Consider the following 16,655-nt stretch of genomic DNA (forward strand, 5'->3'; position numbering starts at 1 on the left):
CCCTTCATGACCCGCGTGATCGCCGGTGCTGCCGGCGGACGCCGCCTCGCCGTCCCGCCAGGCACCGGCACCCGCCCCACCTCCGACCGTGCCCGGGAAGGGCTGTTCTCCAGCTGGGAGTCGCAGCTCGGCACCCTCGACGGCATCCGCGTCGCCGACCTCTACGCCGGGTCGGGCGCGGTGGGCCTCGAGGCGCTGTCCCGCGGCGCGGCCCACGCCCTGCTGGTCGAGGCGGACGCCCGCGCGGCCCGCGTCGTCCGGGAGAACGTGCGGGCGCTGGGCCTGCCCGGCGCTGAGGTGCGTACCGGCAAAGCCGAACAGATCGTCACGGGTCCGGCGCCTGAGAGCCCCTACGACGTGGTCTTCCTCGACCCGCCGTACGCCGTCACGGACGACGATCTTCGCGAGATTCTGCTCACACTCCGCCTCCAGGGCTGGCTCGCGGACGATGCCCTCGTCACCGTGGAGCGCAGCACCAGAGGCGGAGAATTCAACTGGCCCAAGGGCTTCACGCCACTGCGGGCCCGTCGCTACGGCGAGGGGACGCTTTGGTACGGTCGCGCCGCCGCTACGTGCGAAGACGCACCATGACCGGACCGGAGAGCGAGGGACTTCAGTTGCGCCGCGCAGTCTGTCCGGGGTCATTCGACCCCATCACCAATGGGCATCTGGACATCATCGCCCGCGCCTCCAAGCTGTACGACGTCGTACACGTCGCCGTGATGATCAACAAGTCCAAGCAGGGACTCTTCACGGTCGACGAGCGGATCGCGATGATCCGCGAGGTCACCGGCGAGTACGGGAACGTCGTGGTGGAGTCCCATCACGGTCTCCTCGTCGACTTCTGCAAGGAGCGCGACATCCCCGCGATCGTCAAAGGGCTGCGCGCGGTCAGCGACTTCGACTACGAGCTGCAGATGGCCCAGATGAACAACGGCCTCTCGGGGGTGGAGACGCTGTTCGTGCCCACCAACCCCACCTACAGCTTCCTCTCCTCCAGCCTGGTCAAGGAAGTCGCCGCCGGGGGCGGCGACGTCTCCCACCTGCTGCCCGACACCGTCCACCGGGCGCTCGTGCGCCGGCTCGCGGAAAAGGGCTGAGCTGACAACTCGTCACCCGGTGTCGGGCGGGGACGGACTGCCCGTACAGTCGTCCCGTCCGTCTCCAACCCGCAGTAGAGAGTGGCGAACCACGGTGGACGTGCAGAAGAAGCTCGACGAGATCGTCGCAGCGGTCGGGAACGCCCGCTCCATGCCCATGTCGGCGTCCTGCGTGGTCAACCGCGCCGAGCTGCTCGCCATGCTCGAAGAGGTGCGCGAGGCTCTGCCCGGCTCCCTGGCCCAGGCCCAGGAGCTCATCGGCGGCCGTGAACAGCTCGTCGAGGAGGCCCGCCGGGAGGCCGAGCGGATCATCGAGTCCGCCCACGCCGAGCGTGGTTCGCTGATCTCCGACACCCAGGTCGCCCGCCGGTCCCAGGACGAGGCCGACCGCATCCTCGCCGAGGCCCGCCGCGAGGCGGAGGAGATCCGCGCCGAGGCCGACGACTACGTCGACTCCAAGCTCGCCAACTTCGAGGTCGTCCTCACCAAGACCATCGGCTCCGTCGACCGGGGCCGCGAGAAGCTCCTCGGCCGGGGACCCGGACTCGACGAGCACGGCTACGCCGACGAGGACGCGCCGGAGCACAGCAACGACCCGCAGACCCTCATCCAGCGGGCCGACCAGTACGTCGACGCCAAGCTCGGCGCCTTCGAGGCCGTGCTGTCCAAGACGCTCGACGCGGTCGGCCGCGGTCGGCAGAAGCTGCACGGACGTATCGCCACGGACGATCTGGGCGCCCACATGGCCGCGCAGGACGCCGCCGGCCATCAGCACACCAGCGACGCGGACTACCTCGCCGGCCTCGCGGAGATCGCCGACCCCGTCCCCGCAGCCGTGCCCGAGCGCGAGCAGCAGGACGCGTACGCCTACCCGCCGCAGCCCGAGCCGCAGATCCCGGCCCAGCACGACCCGTACACGTACCAGCCGCAGGAGGCGTACGCGGGCTACCAGCAGCCCGACCCCTACGCCGCCTACCAGGACCAGGGCTACGCCCAGCAGTACGCCCAGCCCGACCCGTACGCCACAGGCGCCCCCGCCCATGCCGGCGGCTACGGGGAGCAGCCGCCCCCGCCGCCGCAGGCCCCGCCCCAGCAGGGCACGGCACTGGACGAGACCAGCCTCTTCGACACCAGCATGATCGACCTGGAACAGCTGAACCGGTACGAGCAGGGGCGCTAGCGGCCCGGATTGGGCCTATCGCGGCTGTTGAAGTACCCTGGTTCTTCGGTCGCGCGTAGATCGCGATCCCGGCTGTCCGCTTCGCCCCACGAACCGGGACGGCCCCTCCCACGAACCGAAAGCAGGAAGTCCCCTGAGCACGCGCCTCGACCATCGCAATCCCCTCGTGTTCGACACGCACGAGCTGGGACGGCGGCCGGGTGCGCTCCAGCGGCTCTCCCGCACGGTGGACGCTCCCAAGGACCTCGGCATCGCCGATGTCATCGGTGTGCCGGAAGACGCGCCCGTGGAGCTGGACCTCCGCCTCGAGTCCGTCATGGAAGGTGTGCTTGTCACAGGCACCGCCCGTGCGACCGCCGAGGGGGAGTGCGTAAGGTGTCTGGAGCCGCTGCGCCAAGAGGTCGCGGCGGACTTCCAGGAGATGTTCACGTACCCCGACGCCGACGACAGGGGCCGCAGTCGCACTGCGGAGCCTGCCGACGACGAAGAGGACGAGGACAGGCTCTTCCTCGAGGACGGTCTTTTCGACCTCGAGCCCGTGCTGCGTGATGCGGTGGTGCTCGCACTGCCGATGCAGCCGGTGTGCCGGGAGACCTGTGAAGGCCTGTGCCCCGAGTGCGGGGTCAGGCTGGACGAGAACCCGGACCACCACCATGACGCCGTCGACATCCGTTGGGCGGCACTGCAGGGACTCGCCGAGACCGTTCAGGACGGCGAGAAGGACAACATGGGCGGCGCCGAAGCGGGCGTCGACGAGAAGCAGGAGAAGTAGCCGTGGCTGTTCCGAAGCGGAAGATGTCGCGCAGCAACACGCGCCACCGCCGGTCGCAGTGGAAGGCTGCGGTCCCCACCCTGGTTTCGTGTGAGCGTTGCCAGGAGCCGAAGCAGCAGCACATCGCGTGCCCGAGCTGCGGCACCTACAACAAGCGCCAGGTCCTCGAGGTCTGAGCGGCTGGTGAGAGGCGCGATGTCTGAGTCCAACAAGACGGACAATGCCTCGTCCCACACGCTTCTGGAAGGGCGGCTCGGGTATCAGCTCGAGTCCGCCCTTCTGGTGCGCGCGCTGACCCACCGTTCGTACGCGTACGAGAACGGCGGTCTGCCCACCAACGAGCGCCTGGAGTTCCTCGGGGACTCCGTGCTCGGCCTGGTGGTCACCGACACGCTGTACCGCACCCACCCCGACCTGCCGGAAGGCCAGCTGGCCAAACTGCGGGCCGCTGTGGTCAATTCGCGTGCGCTGGCGGAGGTCGGGCGTGGCCTCGAACTCGGCTCCTTCATCCGGCTCGGCCGTGGCGAAGAGGGCACGGGGGGCCGGGACAAGGCATCCATCCTCGCCGACACCCTGGAAGCGGTGATCGGCGCGGTCTATCTCGACCAGGGCCTCGATGCGGCGTCCGAGCTGGTTCACCGGCTCTTCGACCCGCTCATCGAGAAGTCCTCGAACCTCGGTGCGGGCCTGGACTGGAAGACCAGTCTCCAGGAGCTCACCGCGGCAGAGGGTCTCGGCGTGCCGGAGTACCTGGTCACCGAGACCGGTCCTGACCACGAGAAGACCTTCACTGCTGCCGCCCGCGTCGGTGGTGTCTCGTACGGCACCGGCACCGGCCGCAGCAAGAAGGAAGCGGAGCAGCAGGCGGCGGAGTCCGCGTGGCGGGAGATCCGTGCCGAAGCGGACCGGCGCCTGGCAGCGGCGAAGGCCGCCGCCGAGAGCGGGGCCGTCACGGACGAAGGGGACGCCGACACCCCTTCCGAACCGGCACCGGCCGACGCACCGGCACCGGCGGACGAGCAGCCGGCACCCGCGGACCGGGCTTCGGCCTGATTCCGCCAAGCTCCGTCGCACGACAGCAGTTCCGGTGAGGCCCCCCGCCACAGGCGGGGGGCCTCACCGCTGTTCCCGCCCGTCACCGGCCCACGGCCTGGCGGTACCCTGCGGGCAACACCATGTGACTCGCAGAAGGAGACCCGGCCCGTGCCCGAGCTGCCCGAGGTCGAGGTCGTGCGCCGTGGTCTGCAGAGCTGGGTCAGCGGTCGCACGATCGCCGACGTGCAGGTGCTGCACCCGCGCGCGATCCGCAGACACCTGCCCGGCGCGCAGGACTTCGCCGCACGGCTGACAGGCAGGACCGTCGGCGACGCGTGCCGGCGCGGCAAGTACCTGTGGCTGCCCCTCGCGGACACCGACACCTCGATCCTCGGCCACCTGGGCATGAGCGGGCAGCTCCTCGTGCAGGCCCAGGACGCGGACGACGAGAAGCATCTGCGCATCCGCATCCGGTTCGCGGATCCGCTGGGGACCGAGCTGCGCTTCGTCGACCAGCGCACCTTCGGCGGCCTGTCCCTCCACGAGAACGCGCCGGACGGCCTGCCCGACGTCCTCTCGCACATCGCCCGCGACCCGCTCGACCCGCTCTTCGACGACGCGAAGTTCCACACCGCGCTGCGGGCCCGCCGCACCACCGTCAAACGGGCCCTGCTCGACCAGTCCCTGATCAGCGGCGTCGGCAACATCTACGCCGACGAGGCCCTGTGGCGCGCGAGACTCCACTACGAGCGCCCCACCGCGACCCTCACCCGTCCCCGCTCCGTCGAACTGCTCCGCCATGTGCGCGAGGTGATGACCGCGGCCCTCGCCGTCGGCGGCACCACCTTCGACAGCCTGTATGTGAACGTGAACGGCGAGTCCGGCTACTTCGACCGCTCCCTCGACGCGTACGGCCGCGAGGACGAGCCCTGCCGACGCTGCGGCACCGCGATGCGCCGCCGCCCGTGGATGAACCGCTCAAGTTATTTCTGCCCTCGCTGCCAGCGCGTACCGCGCCCCGTCTCCTGACGACGGGCGCCCCCGTCCGCCGGGGAGGCTTCCCTGGAGCCGCTGGCGGCCGGCTGCTGTTGCGCGTTGTCCATCACCCGGCGGACGGTGCCCTCGTCGGCGGCGGTGATGGGTAACTCCCGGCGGCCTCTGTGCGGCTGTTCCTGGGCGGTCGCCTTCTTTGCCGCCAGGTGAAAGGGCAGGCCAGGACCGATCGGCGCGGGTGCAGACCCGTTCGCCACGCCTGTCTGGCGAAGGGCACGGCACCACGCTGAGGATGCTACTGCGGCCGGCTGCCAGCGGGGGGACCGTACCGGCCCCTACGCGCAACAGTCGTTCAGGAGATCCGATGCCCGTAACCCAAGACAGTCACGAGTGCACGCCGGCCCGGCGTACGAAGGGTGGACCGGTGCAGTCGTGGCGCGGCCGCCGGGCGTGGCTGGTGGGCCTGGCAGCAGTGTCCGCCGCACTGCTGGCATGCGTCACCCCGCAGACGGCAGTCGCCAAGCCCAAGCCCCCCAAGACCGTCAGCCACGCCTATGTGACCAACTTCGACGCCGACACGGTGACGGTGATCAACACCCTCACGAACACGGTGGTCACCACCATCCCCGTCGGAGAGACCCCGATCGACGTGGAGGTGGACCCCGGTCGCGCCCGCGCCTACGTGGTCAATCGCGAGAGCGACTCGGTGTCGGTGATCGACACCGACACGAACACGGTGCTCACCACCGTCCCCGTCGGCGACGCCCCGTTCGACGTGGAGGTGGACCCGGGCCGCGCCCGCGCCTACGTGGCGAACGCGGGCGACGACTCGGTGTCGGTGATCAACACCGAGACGAACGCGGCGCTCACCACCATCCCCGTCGGCGTAAGCCCCATCGGGGTGGGATTGGACCTGAGCCGCGCTCGCGCTTATGTGGCCAACAGAGAAGACGACACGGTGTCGGTGATCGACACCGACACGAACACGGTGCTCACCACCGTCCCCGTCGGCGACGGCCCGTTCGACGTGGCCGTGGACCCTCGCCGTGCCCGCGCCTACGTGATCAACCAGTTCGGCAACTCGGTGTCGGTGATCAATACCGACACGAACGCGGTGCTCACCACCATCCCCGTCGGCGCCGGCCCGACAGGGATCGCGGTGGACCCGGCCCGTGCCCGCGCCTACGTGGTCAACTTCGACGATGACACGGTGACGGTGATCAACACCGGGACCAACACGGTGGTCGACACCCTCACGGTCGGCGACGAACCGGCCAGGGCGGCGGCGGACCCGTCCCGCGCCCGCGTCTACGTGACCAACTCCGCGTCCGACACGATCTCGGTGATCAATACCGAGACCGACGAGGTGGTCGGCACCATCCACGCCGGCGACACCCCGACCGGGGTGGCCATCCTGAACGCGGCCCGAGGGGGCACGTGTAGCGGCCCCTGCGACTGACGACAGACAGAGCCGCGAAATCGGAAGGGGTGTCCAGGTCTTCTGGGCACCCCCGCTGCTGCTCCGTGGACACAGTCCGGGCCGCCTCGGTTGCCGATAACGGCCCCGAGACGGCCCAGGGAAGCTGACAGGTCGCTGACCTGCGGAAATCTCAGTAGCTGAAGTTCTGCGTCCACCACGGGCCGCCGTCGGCCATGTGCACACCGACACCCAGTGTCGTGAAGTCGCAGTTCAGGATGTTCGCGCGGTGTCCCTCGCTGTTCATCCAGGAGTTCATGACCGCCTCGGCGTCGGCCTGGCCGCGGGCTATGTTCTCGCCGCCAAGACTGCTCACGCCGGCCTGCTCCGCACGGTCCCACGGCGTCTCGCCGTCGGGGTTGGTGTGGTCGAAGAATCCGCGCGCCGCCATGTCCTTGCTGTGCGCGCGGGCCAGGTCGGACAGGGTGCCGCTCGCCTTCATCGGGCTGCAGCCGACCTTCGCGCGCTCCTTGTTGACCATGTCGATCACGTCGGCCTCCGCGGAAGCGGCGGCCGACGTGTCCGGGACGGCCGTCTTCGACGGTGCGACCGTGCGCTCCGGGGTGCGCGTCTGCTCGCGGGTCGGCTCGGGGGCCGGCTTCCTGGTCGTCGCGGGGCTCGTCGTTTCCCTGGACGGCGTCGCCGAGGGCTTGGGCGACACGGGCTTCTTCGACGGCTCCGCCGGCTTCGACGTCTCGGAAGGCTTCGGGGACGCCGTCTTCGAGGGGCTCTTCGACGGCTCCGCGCTGCGGCTCGGAGAGACGGAAGGGCTCACGGAAGGGCTCACGGAGGGGTTCGCGCTCGCATCGCCCTGGGCCTGCAGCCGCGACGGCACCTCGGTGCGCATCTCGGTCCGGACGTCGGAGCCCGCGCCCACGGTGTGCTTGTCATCGCCGCCGGGCAGGACGCCGGTCGTGACGACCACGACGCCGACCGCCATGGCGGCGGAGGCCCCGAGAAGTCCGGTGCGTACGGGCAGGCCCTTCTTACGGCGTGCACCGCCACGGTGCCTGCCTGCCGTGTCTGCCGCATGATCGGTTACGGCCGGCGCGGGGGCCGAGCGTCGGTGGCGACCCATGTGCTGTGCCTCCTGGTGCGCGACGTCGAACGTCAACGGACTCACCCGTACGAGTGATGCTGATTGCGTCCGGACTGTACGCCATGCGGCCCGGGGCCGAAGTGATGCAGAAGCAATCGGCCGGTTACCGTGCAGCCATGAACGACACCGCACGGCTGACCGCCTGGGTACGCGGCCGAGTACAGGGAGTGGGCTTCCGATGGTTCACCAGGGCAAACGCTCTGGAGATCGGCGGACTCACCGGCTTCGCCCTCAATCTGGACGACGGCAGGGTGCAGGTCGTGGCCGAAGGACCACGTGAGAATTGCCACCGTTTGCTGGAGTGGCTTCGCTCCGACGACACACCCGGCCGCGTCGACGGAGTCACTGAGATCTGGGACACGCCCCGCGGTGGCTACCCGGACTTCGCCATCCGCTGACGGATGTCCTGCCGAGCCCGCTCCGGCGGCCTCCCGCCGCTCCCGGAAGGGCCGGCCGCCGGCAAAAACCCCAGGTGATTGCCGAGAAGGGCTTGCTCTGCCAGGCTGCGCCAGGAAAGATGATCGTCACGCCCCCAGGGCCCCGCAGGTCAGGCACGCCGCACTCTTCAGCGGCCGTATGCCCCCGGGCCGCCCGTCGATACGGGGTGTGATCGTGTTGACCGTCAAACTTTTTGGTGAGACTCTGGAAGCCCCGCGCACCTCAGCTGTTCGGCAGTCAAGAACCGCAGCACGGCAAGCAGTAGAACCAGGACTGCCGAGCACCGCGGGTGCGAATCCCTCACGACCCACACCGCTTCGGTCGGTCACTCAGTGTGGAGGACCATCCATCATGGCAAAGGCGCTTCTCGGTTACGTCGGCGGTTCCGACCCGCGACTCCTCGCCGAGATGCGACGGCTTCAGCAGCGCGTCCAGGACCTCGAATCCGAGCTTGTACGGATCCAGTCCGAGAATGACGCGCTCAACGCCGCCGTCGCTCAGCACCCCGGAGAGTCGCTGCTCGAAGGTATGGACATCGACGTACCTCGGGCGGAGCCCGCGCTCACCTGAGCACGGCGTCCGCCAGGGCATCGCGCAGCAAGATATGCAAGGGACGCCCTCGGCGTCCCTTCTTTCTTTTCCGCTTCCGCCCCTGCCCCGTCCTTCGCCCCCCGCTGTTCTTGATGTGTTTCCTTCAACGTCTGATCTGCCCTGCACCTTCATGGGTGAAACCGCGACCGAAAGGTAGAGTCCGGGGGCGTGCACCTCAAGGCCATGACCCTGCGCGGTTTCAAGTCGTTCGCCTCGGCCACCACCCTGCGGTTCGAGCCCGGCATCACGTGCGTCGTGGGTCCCAACGGCTCCGGCAAGTCCAACGTCGTGGACGCGCTCTCCTGGGTCATGGGTGAGCAGGGCGCCAAGTCCCTGCGCGGCGGCAAGATGGAGGACGTCATCTTCGCCGGGACGACCGGTCGGCCGCCGCTGGGGCGGGCCGAGGTCTCCCTGACGATCGACAACTCCGACGGGGCCCTGCCCATCGAGTACGCCGAGGTCACCATCACGCGGATCATGTTCCGCAACGGCGGCAGCGAGTACCAGATCAACGGCGACACCTGCCGGCTGCTCGACATCCAGGAACTGCTCTCCGACTCCGGCATCGGGCGCGAGATGCACGTCATCGTCGGCCAGGGCCAGCTCGACTCGGTCCTGCACGCCGATCCCATGGGGCGGCGGGCCTTCATCGAAGAGGCGGCGGGCGTCCTCAAGCACCGCAAGCGCAAGGAGAAGGCGCTGCGGAAGCTGGACGCGATGCGGGCCAACCTCGCCCGGGTGCAGGACCTCACCGACGAACTGCGCCGCCAGCTCAAGCCACTGGGACGGCAGGCGGCCGTGGCCAGGAGGGCAGCGGTCATCCAGGCGGACCTGCGCGACGCCCGGCTCCGGCTGCTCGCCGACGACCTCGTACGGATGCAGGAGGCGCTGCGCACCGAGGTCGCCGACGAGGCCGCTCTCAAGCAGCGCAAGGAGGCGGCAGAGGCCGAGCTCAAGGCGGCGCTCGCCCGCGAGGCGGACCTGGAGGACGAGGTGCGGCGGCTCGCACCGCGGCTCCAGCGCGCCCAGCAGAGCTGGTACGAGCTCTCCCAGCTCGCCGAGCGGGTGCGCGGCACGATCTCCCTGGCCGACGCCCGCGTCAAGAGCGCGACGGCGCAGCCGGCGGAGGAGAGGCGCGGCCGTGATCCGGAGGACATGGAGCGTGAGGCCGCCCGCATCCGTGAGCAGGAGGCGGAGCTGGAGGCCGCTCTCGAAGCGGCGGAACGCGCCCTCGAGGACACCGTCGCGCACCGCGCCGAACTGGAGCGCGAGCTCGCCGTCGAGGAACGCCGCCTGAAGGACGTGGCGCGCGCCATCGCCGACCGGCGTGAAGGGCTCGCCCGGCTGAGTGGCCAGGTCAACGCGGCCCGTTCGCGCGCCGCGTCCGCCCAGGCCGAGATCGACCGGCTGGCCGCCGCCCGTGACGAGGCGCAGGAGCGGGCCGTCGCCGCGCAGGAGGAGTACGAGCAGCTCAAGGCCGAGGTCGACGCGCTGGACTCCGACGATTCCCTGCTGGCCGACCGGCACGACGCGGCCAAGCGTGAACTGGCCGGCGCGGAGGCCGCGCTGAGCGAGGCCCGTGAGGCGCTCACCACGGCGGAGCGCAAGCGCGCCGCGGTGGCGGCGCGACGCGAGGCGCTCGCGCTGGGCCTGCGGCGCAAGGACGGGACCGGCGCGCTGCTCGGAGCCCGTGACCGTCTCGCGGGCCTGCTCGGCCCGGCGGCCGAACTGCTCACGGTGACGCCCGGATACGAGATCCCCGTAGCGGCGGCGCTGGGAGCGGCGGCGGACGCGGTGGCCGTCACCGACGCGTCCACCGCGGCAGAGGCGATCCGTCTGCTGCGCAAACAGGACGGCGGCAGGGCGGCCCTGCTGCTCGCCTCCGCCACCTTTGCCGCCGACGATCCTGAGCCGGCCCAGTCCGGAGCGGAGGGCAGGCGCGCCGCGGACCTCGTCCGGGGGCCCGAGGAACTGATGCCTGCCGTACGCAGGCTGCTGCGCACGACCGTGGTCGTGGGAACCCTCGAGGACGCCGAGGACCTGGTCGGCGCACGGCCCGGACTCACCGCCGTGACCGCGGAGGGCGACGTGCTCGCGTCGCACTTCGCGCAGGGCGGGTCCGCCGGGGCGCCGAGTCTGCTCGAGGTCCAGGCATCCGTCGACGAGGCCGCGGCCGAGCTCGAGGACCTGGCGCGGCAGTGCGAGGAGCTGGCGGCCGCACAGCAGCAGGCCACCGTCCGCCGTGCCGAATGCGCGTCGCTGGTCGAGGAGCTGGGGGAGCGCAGGCGCGCCGCCGACCGGGAGAAGTCGGCGGTCTCCGGCAGGCTCGGCCGTCTCTCCGGTCAGGCCCGTGGTGCCGCGGGCGAGGCGGAGCGGACCGCAGCGGCGGCCGCCCGGGCCCAGGAGGCGCTGGAGCGGGCGGCCGAGGAGGCCGAGGAGCTGGCCGAGCGGCTGCTCGTCGCGGAGGAGGCCCCGGCCGAGGAGGAGCCCGACACCCACGTACGGGACCGGCTCGCCGCCGACGGCGCCAACGCGCGACAGACGGAGATGGAGGCTCGTCTCCAGGTGCGTACGCACGAGGAGCGGGTCAAGGGCCTGGCCGGGCGCGCGGACGCGCTCGACCGGGGAGCGCGCGCCGAGCGTGAGGCGCGTGCGCGCGCGGAGCAGCGGCGCGCCAGGATGCGCCACGAGGCCGAGGTGGCGGCGGCCGTCGCGGCCGGCGCCCGGCAGTTGCTGGCGCATGTCGAGGTGTCGCTGGTGCGGGCGGAGGCGGAGCGGGCCGCGGCCGAGGCCGCCAAGGCCGAGCGTGAGCGGGAGCTGACCGCCGCCCGGAGCACGGGCCGCGACCTCAAGGCCGAACTGGACAAGCTCACCGACTCGGTGCACCGCGGCGAGGTGCTGGGCGCGGAGAAGCGGCTGCGGATCGAGCAACTGGAGACGAAGGCGCTGGAGGAGCTGGGCGTGGAACCGGCCGGCCTGGTGTCCGAGTACGGCCCCGACCAGCTGGTGCCCCCGTCCCCGCCGGCCGAGGGCGAGGAGCTCCCGGAGGACCCGGAGCACCCCAGGAACCAGCCAAGGCGTTTCGTCCGCGCGGAACAGGAAAAGCGCCTGAAGTCGGCCGAACGGGCGTACCAGCAGCTCGGAAAGGTGAATCCGCTCGCTCTGGAGGAGTTCGCGGCGCTGGAGGAGCGCCACCAGTTCCTGTCGGAGCAGCTCGAGGACCTGAAGAAGACCCGGGCCGACCTGCTTCAGGTCGTGAAGGAGGTGGACGAACGCGTCGAGCAGGTCTTCACCGAGGCCTACCGGGACACCGCCCGTGAGTTCGAGGGCGTCTTCTCCCGCCTCTTCCCGGGCGGTGAGGGGCGGCTCGTGCTGACCGACCCGGACAACATGCTCACCACAGGCGTGGACGTGGAGGCCCGGCCACCCGGGAAGAAGGTGAAGCGGCTGTCGCTGCTGTCGGGCGGGGAGCGGTCCTTGACCGCCGTGGCGATGCTGGTCTCCATCTTCAAGGCCCGGCCGAGTCCGTTCTATGTGATGGACGAGGTCGAGGCGGCGCTCGATGACACCAATCTCCAGCGGCTGATCCGGATCATGCAGGAGCTCCAGGAGAGTTCGCAGCTGATCGTGATCACGCACCAGAAGCGGACGATGGAGGTCGCGGACGCGCTGTACGGCGTGTCGATGCAGGGCGACGGCGTCTCCAAGGTCATCAGCCAGCGCCTCCGCTGAGGCGTGGGCGAGCCCAACTCTTCAAGACTTGAAGCAAATGCTTCCCTGGGAGGTCTCTCACTGATTTGGATCAGGGTATTGACTTCGAAACTTGAAGGCATAGTCTCTGCAACGTCGCTTTTACCTTCAAGTGGTGCGCCCCCCGAACTTGTGCCCCACTTGTAGGGCTCGCCCCCCACGTCCGGCGGTGCTGCCGGACGGCCCCAGGAGTACACGTGACCAGCACTGAGCAGCCGCCACCGGCATCAGGGGCCCGCGCGGCCCACCCCGACCACCTCGGGCATGTCATCTTCATCACGGCCGCCGCCGCGATGGGCGGCTTCCTCTTCGGTTACGACAGCTCCGTCATCAACGGCGCCGTCGAGGCCATCCGGCACCGCTACGAGATCGGCTCCGGCACCCTCGCGCAGGTCATCGCCGTCGCGCTGATCGGCTGCGCCGTCGGCGCCGCGACCGCAGGCCGTATCGCGGACCGCATCGGCCGCATCCGCTGTATGCAGATCGCCGCCGTGCTCTTCACCCTCAGCGCCGTGGGCTCCGCGCTCCCGTTCGCGCTCTGGGACCTCGCCATGTGGCGGATCATCGGCGGCTTCGCGATCGGCATGGCGTCCGTCATCGGCCCGGCCTACATCGCCGAGGTCTCTCCCGCCGCCTACCGCGGCCGGCTGGCCTCGTTCCAGCAGGCCGCGATCGTCATCGGCATCGCGGTGTCGCAGCTGGTGAACTACGGCATCCTGCAGATCGCCGACGGCGATCAGCGCGGAGAGATCGCCGGCATCGAGGCCTGGCAGTGGATGCTCGGCGTCATGGTCGTCCCGGCGGTGCTGTACGGGCTGCTGTCCTTCGCGATCCCGGAGTCGCCGCGCTTCCTCATCTCGGTCGGCAAGGTCGGCCGGGCCAAGGAGGTCCTCGCCGAGGTCGAGGGCAAGGGCATCGACCTGGACGCCCGGGTCAGCGAGATCGAGCTCGCCATGCGCCGGGAGCACAAGTCCTCCTTCAAGGACCTGCTCGGCAGCCGCTTCGGCTTCCTGCCCATCGTCTGGGTCGGCATCGGCCTGTCGGTCTTCCAGCAGCTGGTCGGCATCAACGTCGCGTTCTACTACTCGGCCACCCTGTGGCAGTCGGTGGGCGTCGACCCGTCCAGCTCCTTCCTCTACTCGTTCACCACGTCGATCATCAACATCATCGGGACCGTGATCGCGATGGTGCTGGTCGACCGGATCGGCCGCCGGCCGCTCGCGCTCATCGGCTCCACCGGTATGGCGATCGCGCTGGCCCTCGAGGCCTGGGCCTTCTCCGCCGACCTCGTCGACGGCAAGCTGCCGGAGACCCAGGGTGTCGTGGCGCTGATCGCCGCCCACGTCTTCGTGCTCTTCTTCGCGCTCTCGTGGGGCGTCGTCGTCTGGGTCTTCCTCGGCGAGATGTTCCCGAACCGGATCCGCGCCGCCGCCCTCGGCGTCGCCGCCTCCGCGCAATGGATCGCCAACTGGGCGATCACCGCCAGCTTCCCGAGCCTCGCGGACTGGAACCTGTCCGGCACCTACGTGATCTACACGGTCTTCGCCGTGCTCTCGATCCCCTTCGTACTGAGGTACGTCAAGGAGACGAAGGGCAAGGCGTTGGAGGAGATGGGCTAATCCCCGCTGCCCCTCTCCTCGTCACGGAAACTGCCCCGGCTCAGCGCGTGAGCCGGGGCAGTACGTGTTCGCACAGCAGCTGAAGGCTGCGCCACCCCTCGTCCACCGGCATGCCCCCGCACAGCGGATGCAGCACCAGGCTCTCAGCGCCCAGTGCCACGCACTCGTCGGGGGTCACGATCCGGTAGACGCCCTCGTCGCGCAGTTCCCCGACGGTCCCGGCCGCGGACCGCACCGCGGAACGGATGTCCGGCGACTGCCAGGACGCGTACGTACGCGCCTCGTGCAGGAAGTGCTCGCCGTACAGCGCCCACGCGCGGTCCGGATCCTCCGACACGTGCAGCAGCGTCGTCTTCTCCGCGGGCATCATGCAGAAGCCGTCGGTCCCGTACTCGGCCCGCCGCTCCTCGTAGTACGCCTCGAGCTCCGGCAGGTGGGCGCTGGGGAAGAACGGGAGCCCGAAGCGGGCCGCCCGGCGCGCGGCGGCCCGGGAGGACCCGCCGACGATCAGCACGGGATGCGGCTGGGTGTACGGGCGCGGGGTGACCCGCACGGTACGGCCCCGGTATACGAAGCTCTCGCCGGTCCAGGCGGCCAGCAGTGTCTCCAGCAGCTCGTCCTGGAGCTGTCCGCGCCTGCTCCAGTCGACGCCGAGCTGCGCGTACTCCTCGGGCCGGTAGCCGATCCCCGCCACGGTCACCAGCCGGCCCTGGCCGATCAGGTCCAGCACGGCGATGTCCTCGGCCATCCGCAGCGGCTCGTGCAGCGGGCCGATGACCGCCGACACGGTGACCGCGATGCGGCGGGTGGCGCCGAGGACGGCGCCGGCGAAGGCCAGCGGCGACGGCAGCCAGTTGTTCCCGGCGCCGTGGTGCTCCTCGGTCTGGACCGTGTCGACGCCGCGGTCGTCGGCGTACACGGCCATCTCCAGGGCCGCGCGGTAGCGCGCCGCGAGGGTCTCGGGTGTCGCGGCCGGGTCGACCATGTTGAACCGGGCAACCGTGAAGGCCATGGGAAGTCCCCCTCCGCCAGATGTGGGAACGGCGAAGGGGGACGTTAGCTGACGTGGCGTCAGATGGACAGGGTCTCGGGCTCGGTTTCGAGGGCCGCGGGCGCCGGGTCCGCCTGGGCCGTCGTCCCCGTGCGCGGCAGCACCGCGTACAGGCCCGCGGCCACCAGGATCGTCACCGCCCAGCCCAGGCCGTTCTCGCCGGCCCACGACGAGGCGAGCGGACCCGCGAACCAGTCGACCCGGGTGAACAGCAGCCCCACCACCAGCGCCGACGCCCACGACACCATCGCCTGCCAGGCGAAACCGCCGCGGTACCAGTAGGCGCTCGTGCGGGTGGTGTCCATCAGCGCCGCACCGTCGTACGTGCGCCGCCGCAGCATGTCGACGCCGAAGACGCCGATCCACGCGGAGAAGGCCACCGCGAGCAGCGTCAGGAACGAGATGAAGGAGCCGATGAAGCTGGTGGCCACCACCATCAGCAGGAAGCCGAAGACCAGGCTGATCACGGCGTTCACGCTCACCGCCCAGGTGCGGGGCACCTTCACGCCCAGGGTCTGCGCGGTGAAACCGGCGGAGTACATCGACATGGAGTTGATCAGCAGCATGCCGACGAGGGCGATCAGCAGGTACGGCACCGCCAGCCACATCGGCAGGATCTCGCCGATGAAGGCGACCGGGTCCTGGGCGCTCGCCAGGTCCGGTGTGGACACCGCCATCACGGCGCCCATCAGCACCATCGGGAGAACGACGACGCCCGCGCCGCCGACGGTGGCGCCGACCATCGCCCGGCCGGAGGCCGTGCCCGGCAGGTAGCGCGTGAAGTCCGGACCCGACGGGACCCAGCTGATGCCGCCCGCGGCGATGGTGCCGATGCCCGCCACCATCATCGCCGTCGAGCCGGCCGGCTTGTCGAAGACGGCGGACCAGTCGGTGTTCGCGACCAGGTAGATCAGAACCAGCACGCTGAACGCGCCGAACAGGTACGTCGACCACTTGCTGCACACCTGGAGGGCGTTGATGCCGAGCCCCGAGACGAGGAAGGTGCAGGCGACGAAGAGCAGCAGGGTCGTGATGATCAGAGCCGTGCTGCTCCGGATCCCGAAGAGCAGGTCCAGCACGGTGAGCACGGCATACGCCCCGGTGACCGCGTTGATCGTCTCCCAGCCCCAGCGGGCGACCCAGATCAGCGAGCCGGGGAAGAGGTTCCCGCGCTGCCCGAAGACCGCGCGGGACAAGGCCATGCCGGGTGAGCCCCCACGCTTGCCCGCGACGGAGATCAGGCCCACGAGCCCGTACGAGAGGACGGGCGCGGCGACGGCGACGGTCAGCACCTGCCAGAAGTTCAGGCCGTTGAAGACGACCAGTCCCGCGCCCATCGTCAGCAGCAGCACACTGATGTTGGCGGCGACCCAGGTGGGAAACAGTTCCCGGACGCGGCCGGTGCGCTCCGCGTCGGGAACGGGTTCGAGGCCGCGGGTCTCTATCGCGCCTTCTGACTCGGAGGCGTGGGGCATGGAAGTGGCTCCGTACGGGGTGGGGGGACGCCGGTGGGGGCTGCCGGAGAAACCGGAAAGCCACAAGCATCGTAC

At 70.3% G+C, this 16,655-nt stretch carries 15 protein-coding genes; 12 read left to right on the forward strand and 3 right to left on the reverse strand.

The annotated features are described in order from the left end of the window. Window positions 1-6: 6 nt before the first annotated feature. The 8 genes from rsmD to ACIPJI_RS11540 all read left to right on the forward strand — a co-directional run bounded on the left by rsmD (window position 7) and on the right by ACIPJI_RS11540 (window position 6,539). The gene (gene rsmD, locus ACIPJI_RS11505) at window positions 7-591 is read left to right on the forward strand and encodes a 16S rRNA (guanine(966)-N(2))-methyltransferase RsmD (RefSeq protein WP_189473387.1); all 585 of its coding nucleotides are present in this window, start codon (window positions 7-9) and stop codon (window positions 589-591) included. Between the two features lie 26 nt (window positions 592-617). Then, on the forward strand, window positions 618-1,100 hold the full coding sequence (gene coaD / locus ACIPJI_RS11510; RefSeq protein ID WP_359660448.1) for a pantetheine-phosphate adenylyltransferase: 483 nt from the start codon (window positions 618-620) through the stop codon (window positions 1,098-1,100). A 94-nt stretch (window positions 1,101-1,194) separates the two neighbouring features. Next, window positions 1,195-2,280: a cell division initiation protein gene (locus ACIPJI_RS11515; protein WP_307708496.1), complete on the forward strand. Its 1,086-nt coding sequence runs from the start codon at window positions 1,195-1,197 to the stop codon at window positions 2,278-2,280. Window positions 2,281-2,446: 166 nt separating this feature from the next. Further along, the gene (locus ACIPJI_RS11520; protein ID WP_307708497.1) at window positions 2,447-3,052 is read left to right on the forward strand and encodes a DUF177 domain-containing protein; all 606 of its coding nucleotides are present in this window, start codon (window positions 2,447-2,449) and stop codon (window positions 3,050-3,052) included. A 2-nt stretch (window positions 3,053-3,054) separates the two neighbouring features. Further along, on the forward strand, window positions 3,055-3,228 hold the full coding sequence (gene rpmF / locus ACIPJI_RS11525; RefSeq protein ID WP_026165248.1) for a 50S ribosomal protein L32: 174 nt from the start codon (window positions 3,055-3,057) through the stop codon (window positions 3,226-3,228). A gap of 19 nt (window positions 3,229-3,247) precedes the next feature. After that, the gene (rnc, locus tag ACIPJI_RS11530; RefSeq protein WP_356622254.1) at window positions 3,248-4,105 is read left to right on the forward strand and encodes a ribonuclease III; all 858 of its coding nucleotides are present in this window, start codon (window positions 3,248-3,250) and stop codon (window positions 4,103-4,105) included. Between the two features lie 150 nt (window positions 4,106-4,255). Continuing rightward, a complete protein-coding gene (gene mutM / locus ACIPJI_RS11535; protein ID WP_356622253.1) occupies window positions 4,256-5,116 on the forward strand; it encodes a bifunctional DNA-formamidopyrimidine glycosylase/DNA-(apurinic or apyrimidinic site) lyase in 861 nt (286 codons plus the stop codon). Window positions 5,117-5,444: 328 nt separating this feature from the next. After that, entirely contained in the window at window positions 5,445-6,539 is a 1,095-nt protein-coding gene (locus tag ACIPJI_RS11540) for a YncE family protein (RefSeq protein WP_402245744.1), read from the forward strand. A gap of 151 nt (window positions 6,540-6,690) precedes the next feature. On the opposite strand, the gene ACIPJI_RS11545 is transcribed toward ACIPJI_RS11540, so the two are convergent. Continuing rightward, complete coding sequence (locus ACIPJI_RS11545) at window positions 6,691-7,635, reverse strand: CAP domain-containing protein (protein ID WP_402245746.1); 945 nt, start codon at window positions 7,633-7,635, stop codon at window positions 6,691-6,693. Window positions 7,636-7,772: 137 nt separating this feature from the next. On the opposite strand from ACIPJI_RS11545, the gene ACIPJI_RS11550 reads away from it, so the two are divergent. The 4 genes from ACIPJI_RS11550 to ACIPJI_RS11565 all read left to right on the forward strand — a co-directional run bounded on the left by ACIPJI_RS11550 (window position 7,773) and on the right by ACIPJI_RS11565 (window position 14,054). Then, window positions 7,773-8,054 carry an acylphosphatase gene (locus ACIPJI_RS11550; protein WP_307708502.1) on the forward strand — a complete coding sequence of 94 codons (282 nt, stop codon included), beginning with the start codon at window positions 7,773-7,775 and terminating at the stop codon, window positions 8,052-8,054. 391 nt (window positions 8,055-8,445) lie between these two features. Continuing rightward, the gene (locus tag ACIPJI_RS11555) at window positions 8,446-8,664 is read left to right on the forward strand and encodes a hypothetical protein (RefSeq protein WP_005311394.1); all 219 of its coding nucleotides are present in this window, start codon (window positions 8,446-8,448) and stop codon (window positions 8,662-8,664) included. A 189-nt stretch (window positions 8,665-8,853) separates the two neighbouring features. After that, window positions 8,854-12,417: a chromosome segregation protein SMC gene (gene smc, locus ACIPJI_RS11560; protein WP_402245747.1), complete on the forward strand. Its 3,564-nt coding sequence runs from the start codon at window positions 8,854-8,856 to the stop codon at window positions 12,415-12,417. A 215-nt stretch (window positions 12,418-12,632) separates the two neighbouring features. Beyond that, window positions 12,633-14,054: a sugar porter family MFS transporter gene (locus tag ACIPJI_RS11565; protein WP_307708504.1), complete on the forward strand. Its 1,422-nt coding sequence runs from the start codon at window positions 12,633-12,635 to the stop codon at window positions 14,052-14,054. Window positions 14,055-14,094: 40 nt separating this feature from the next. Here ACIPJI_RS11565 and ACIPJI_RS11570 read toward each other — a convergent pair whose 3' ends face one another. After that, window positions 14,095-15,066, reverse strand: a complete 972-nt coding sequence (locus ACIPJI_RS11570; RefSeq protein WP_402245749.1) for an LLM class flavin-dependent oxidoreductase — start codon at window positions 15,064-15,066, stop codon at window positions 14,095-14,097. A gap of 59 nt (window positions 15,067-15,125) precedes the next feature. Beyond that, a complete protein-coding gene (locus ACIPJI_RS11575; RefSeq protein ID WP_402245751.1) occupies window positions 15,126-16,580 on the reverse strand; it encodes a cytosine permease in 1,455 nt (484 codons plus the stop codon). Window positions 16,581-16,655 lie beyond the last annotated feature (75 nt).

Source organism: Streptomyces sp. NPDC086835 (genome assembly GCF_044745705.1).
GTDB lineage: Bacteria > Actinomycetota > Actinomycetes > Streptomycetales > Streptomycetaceae > Streptomyces.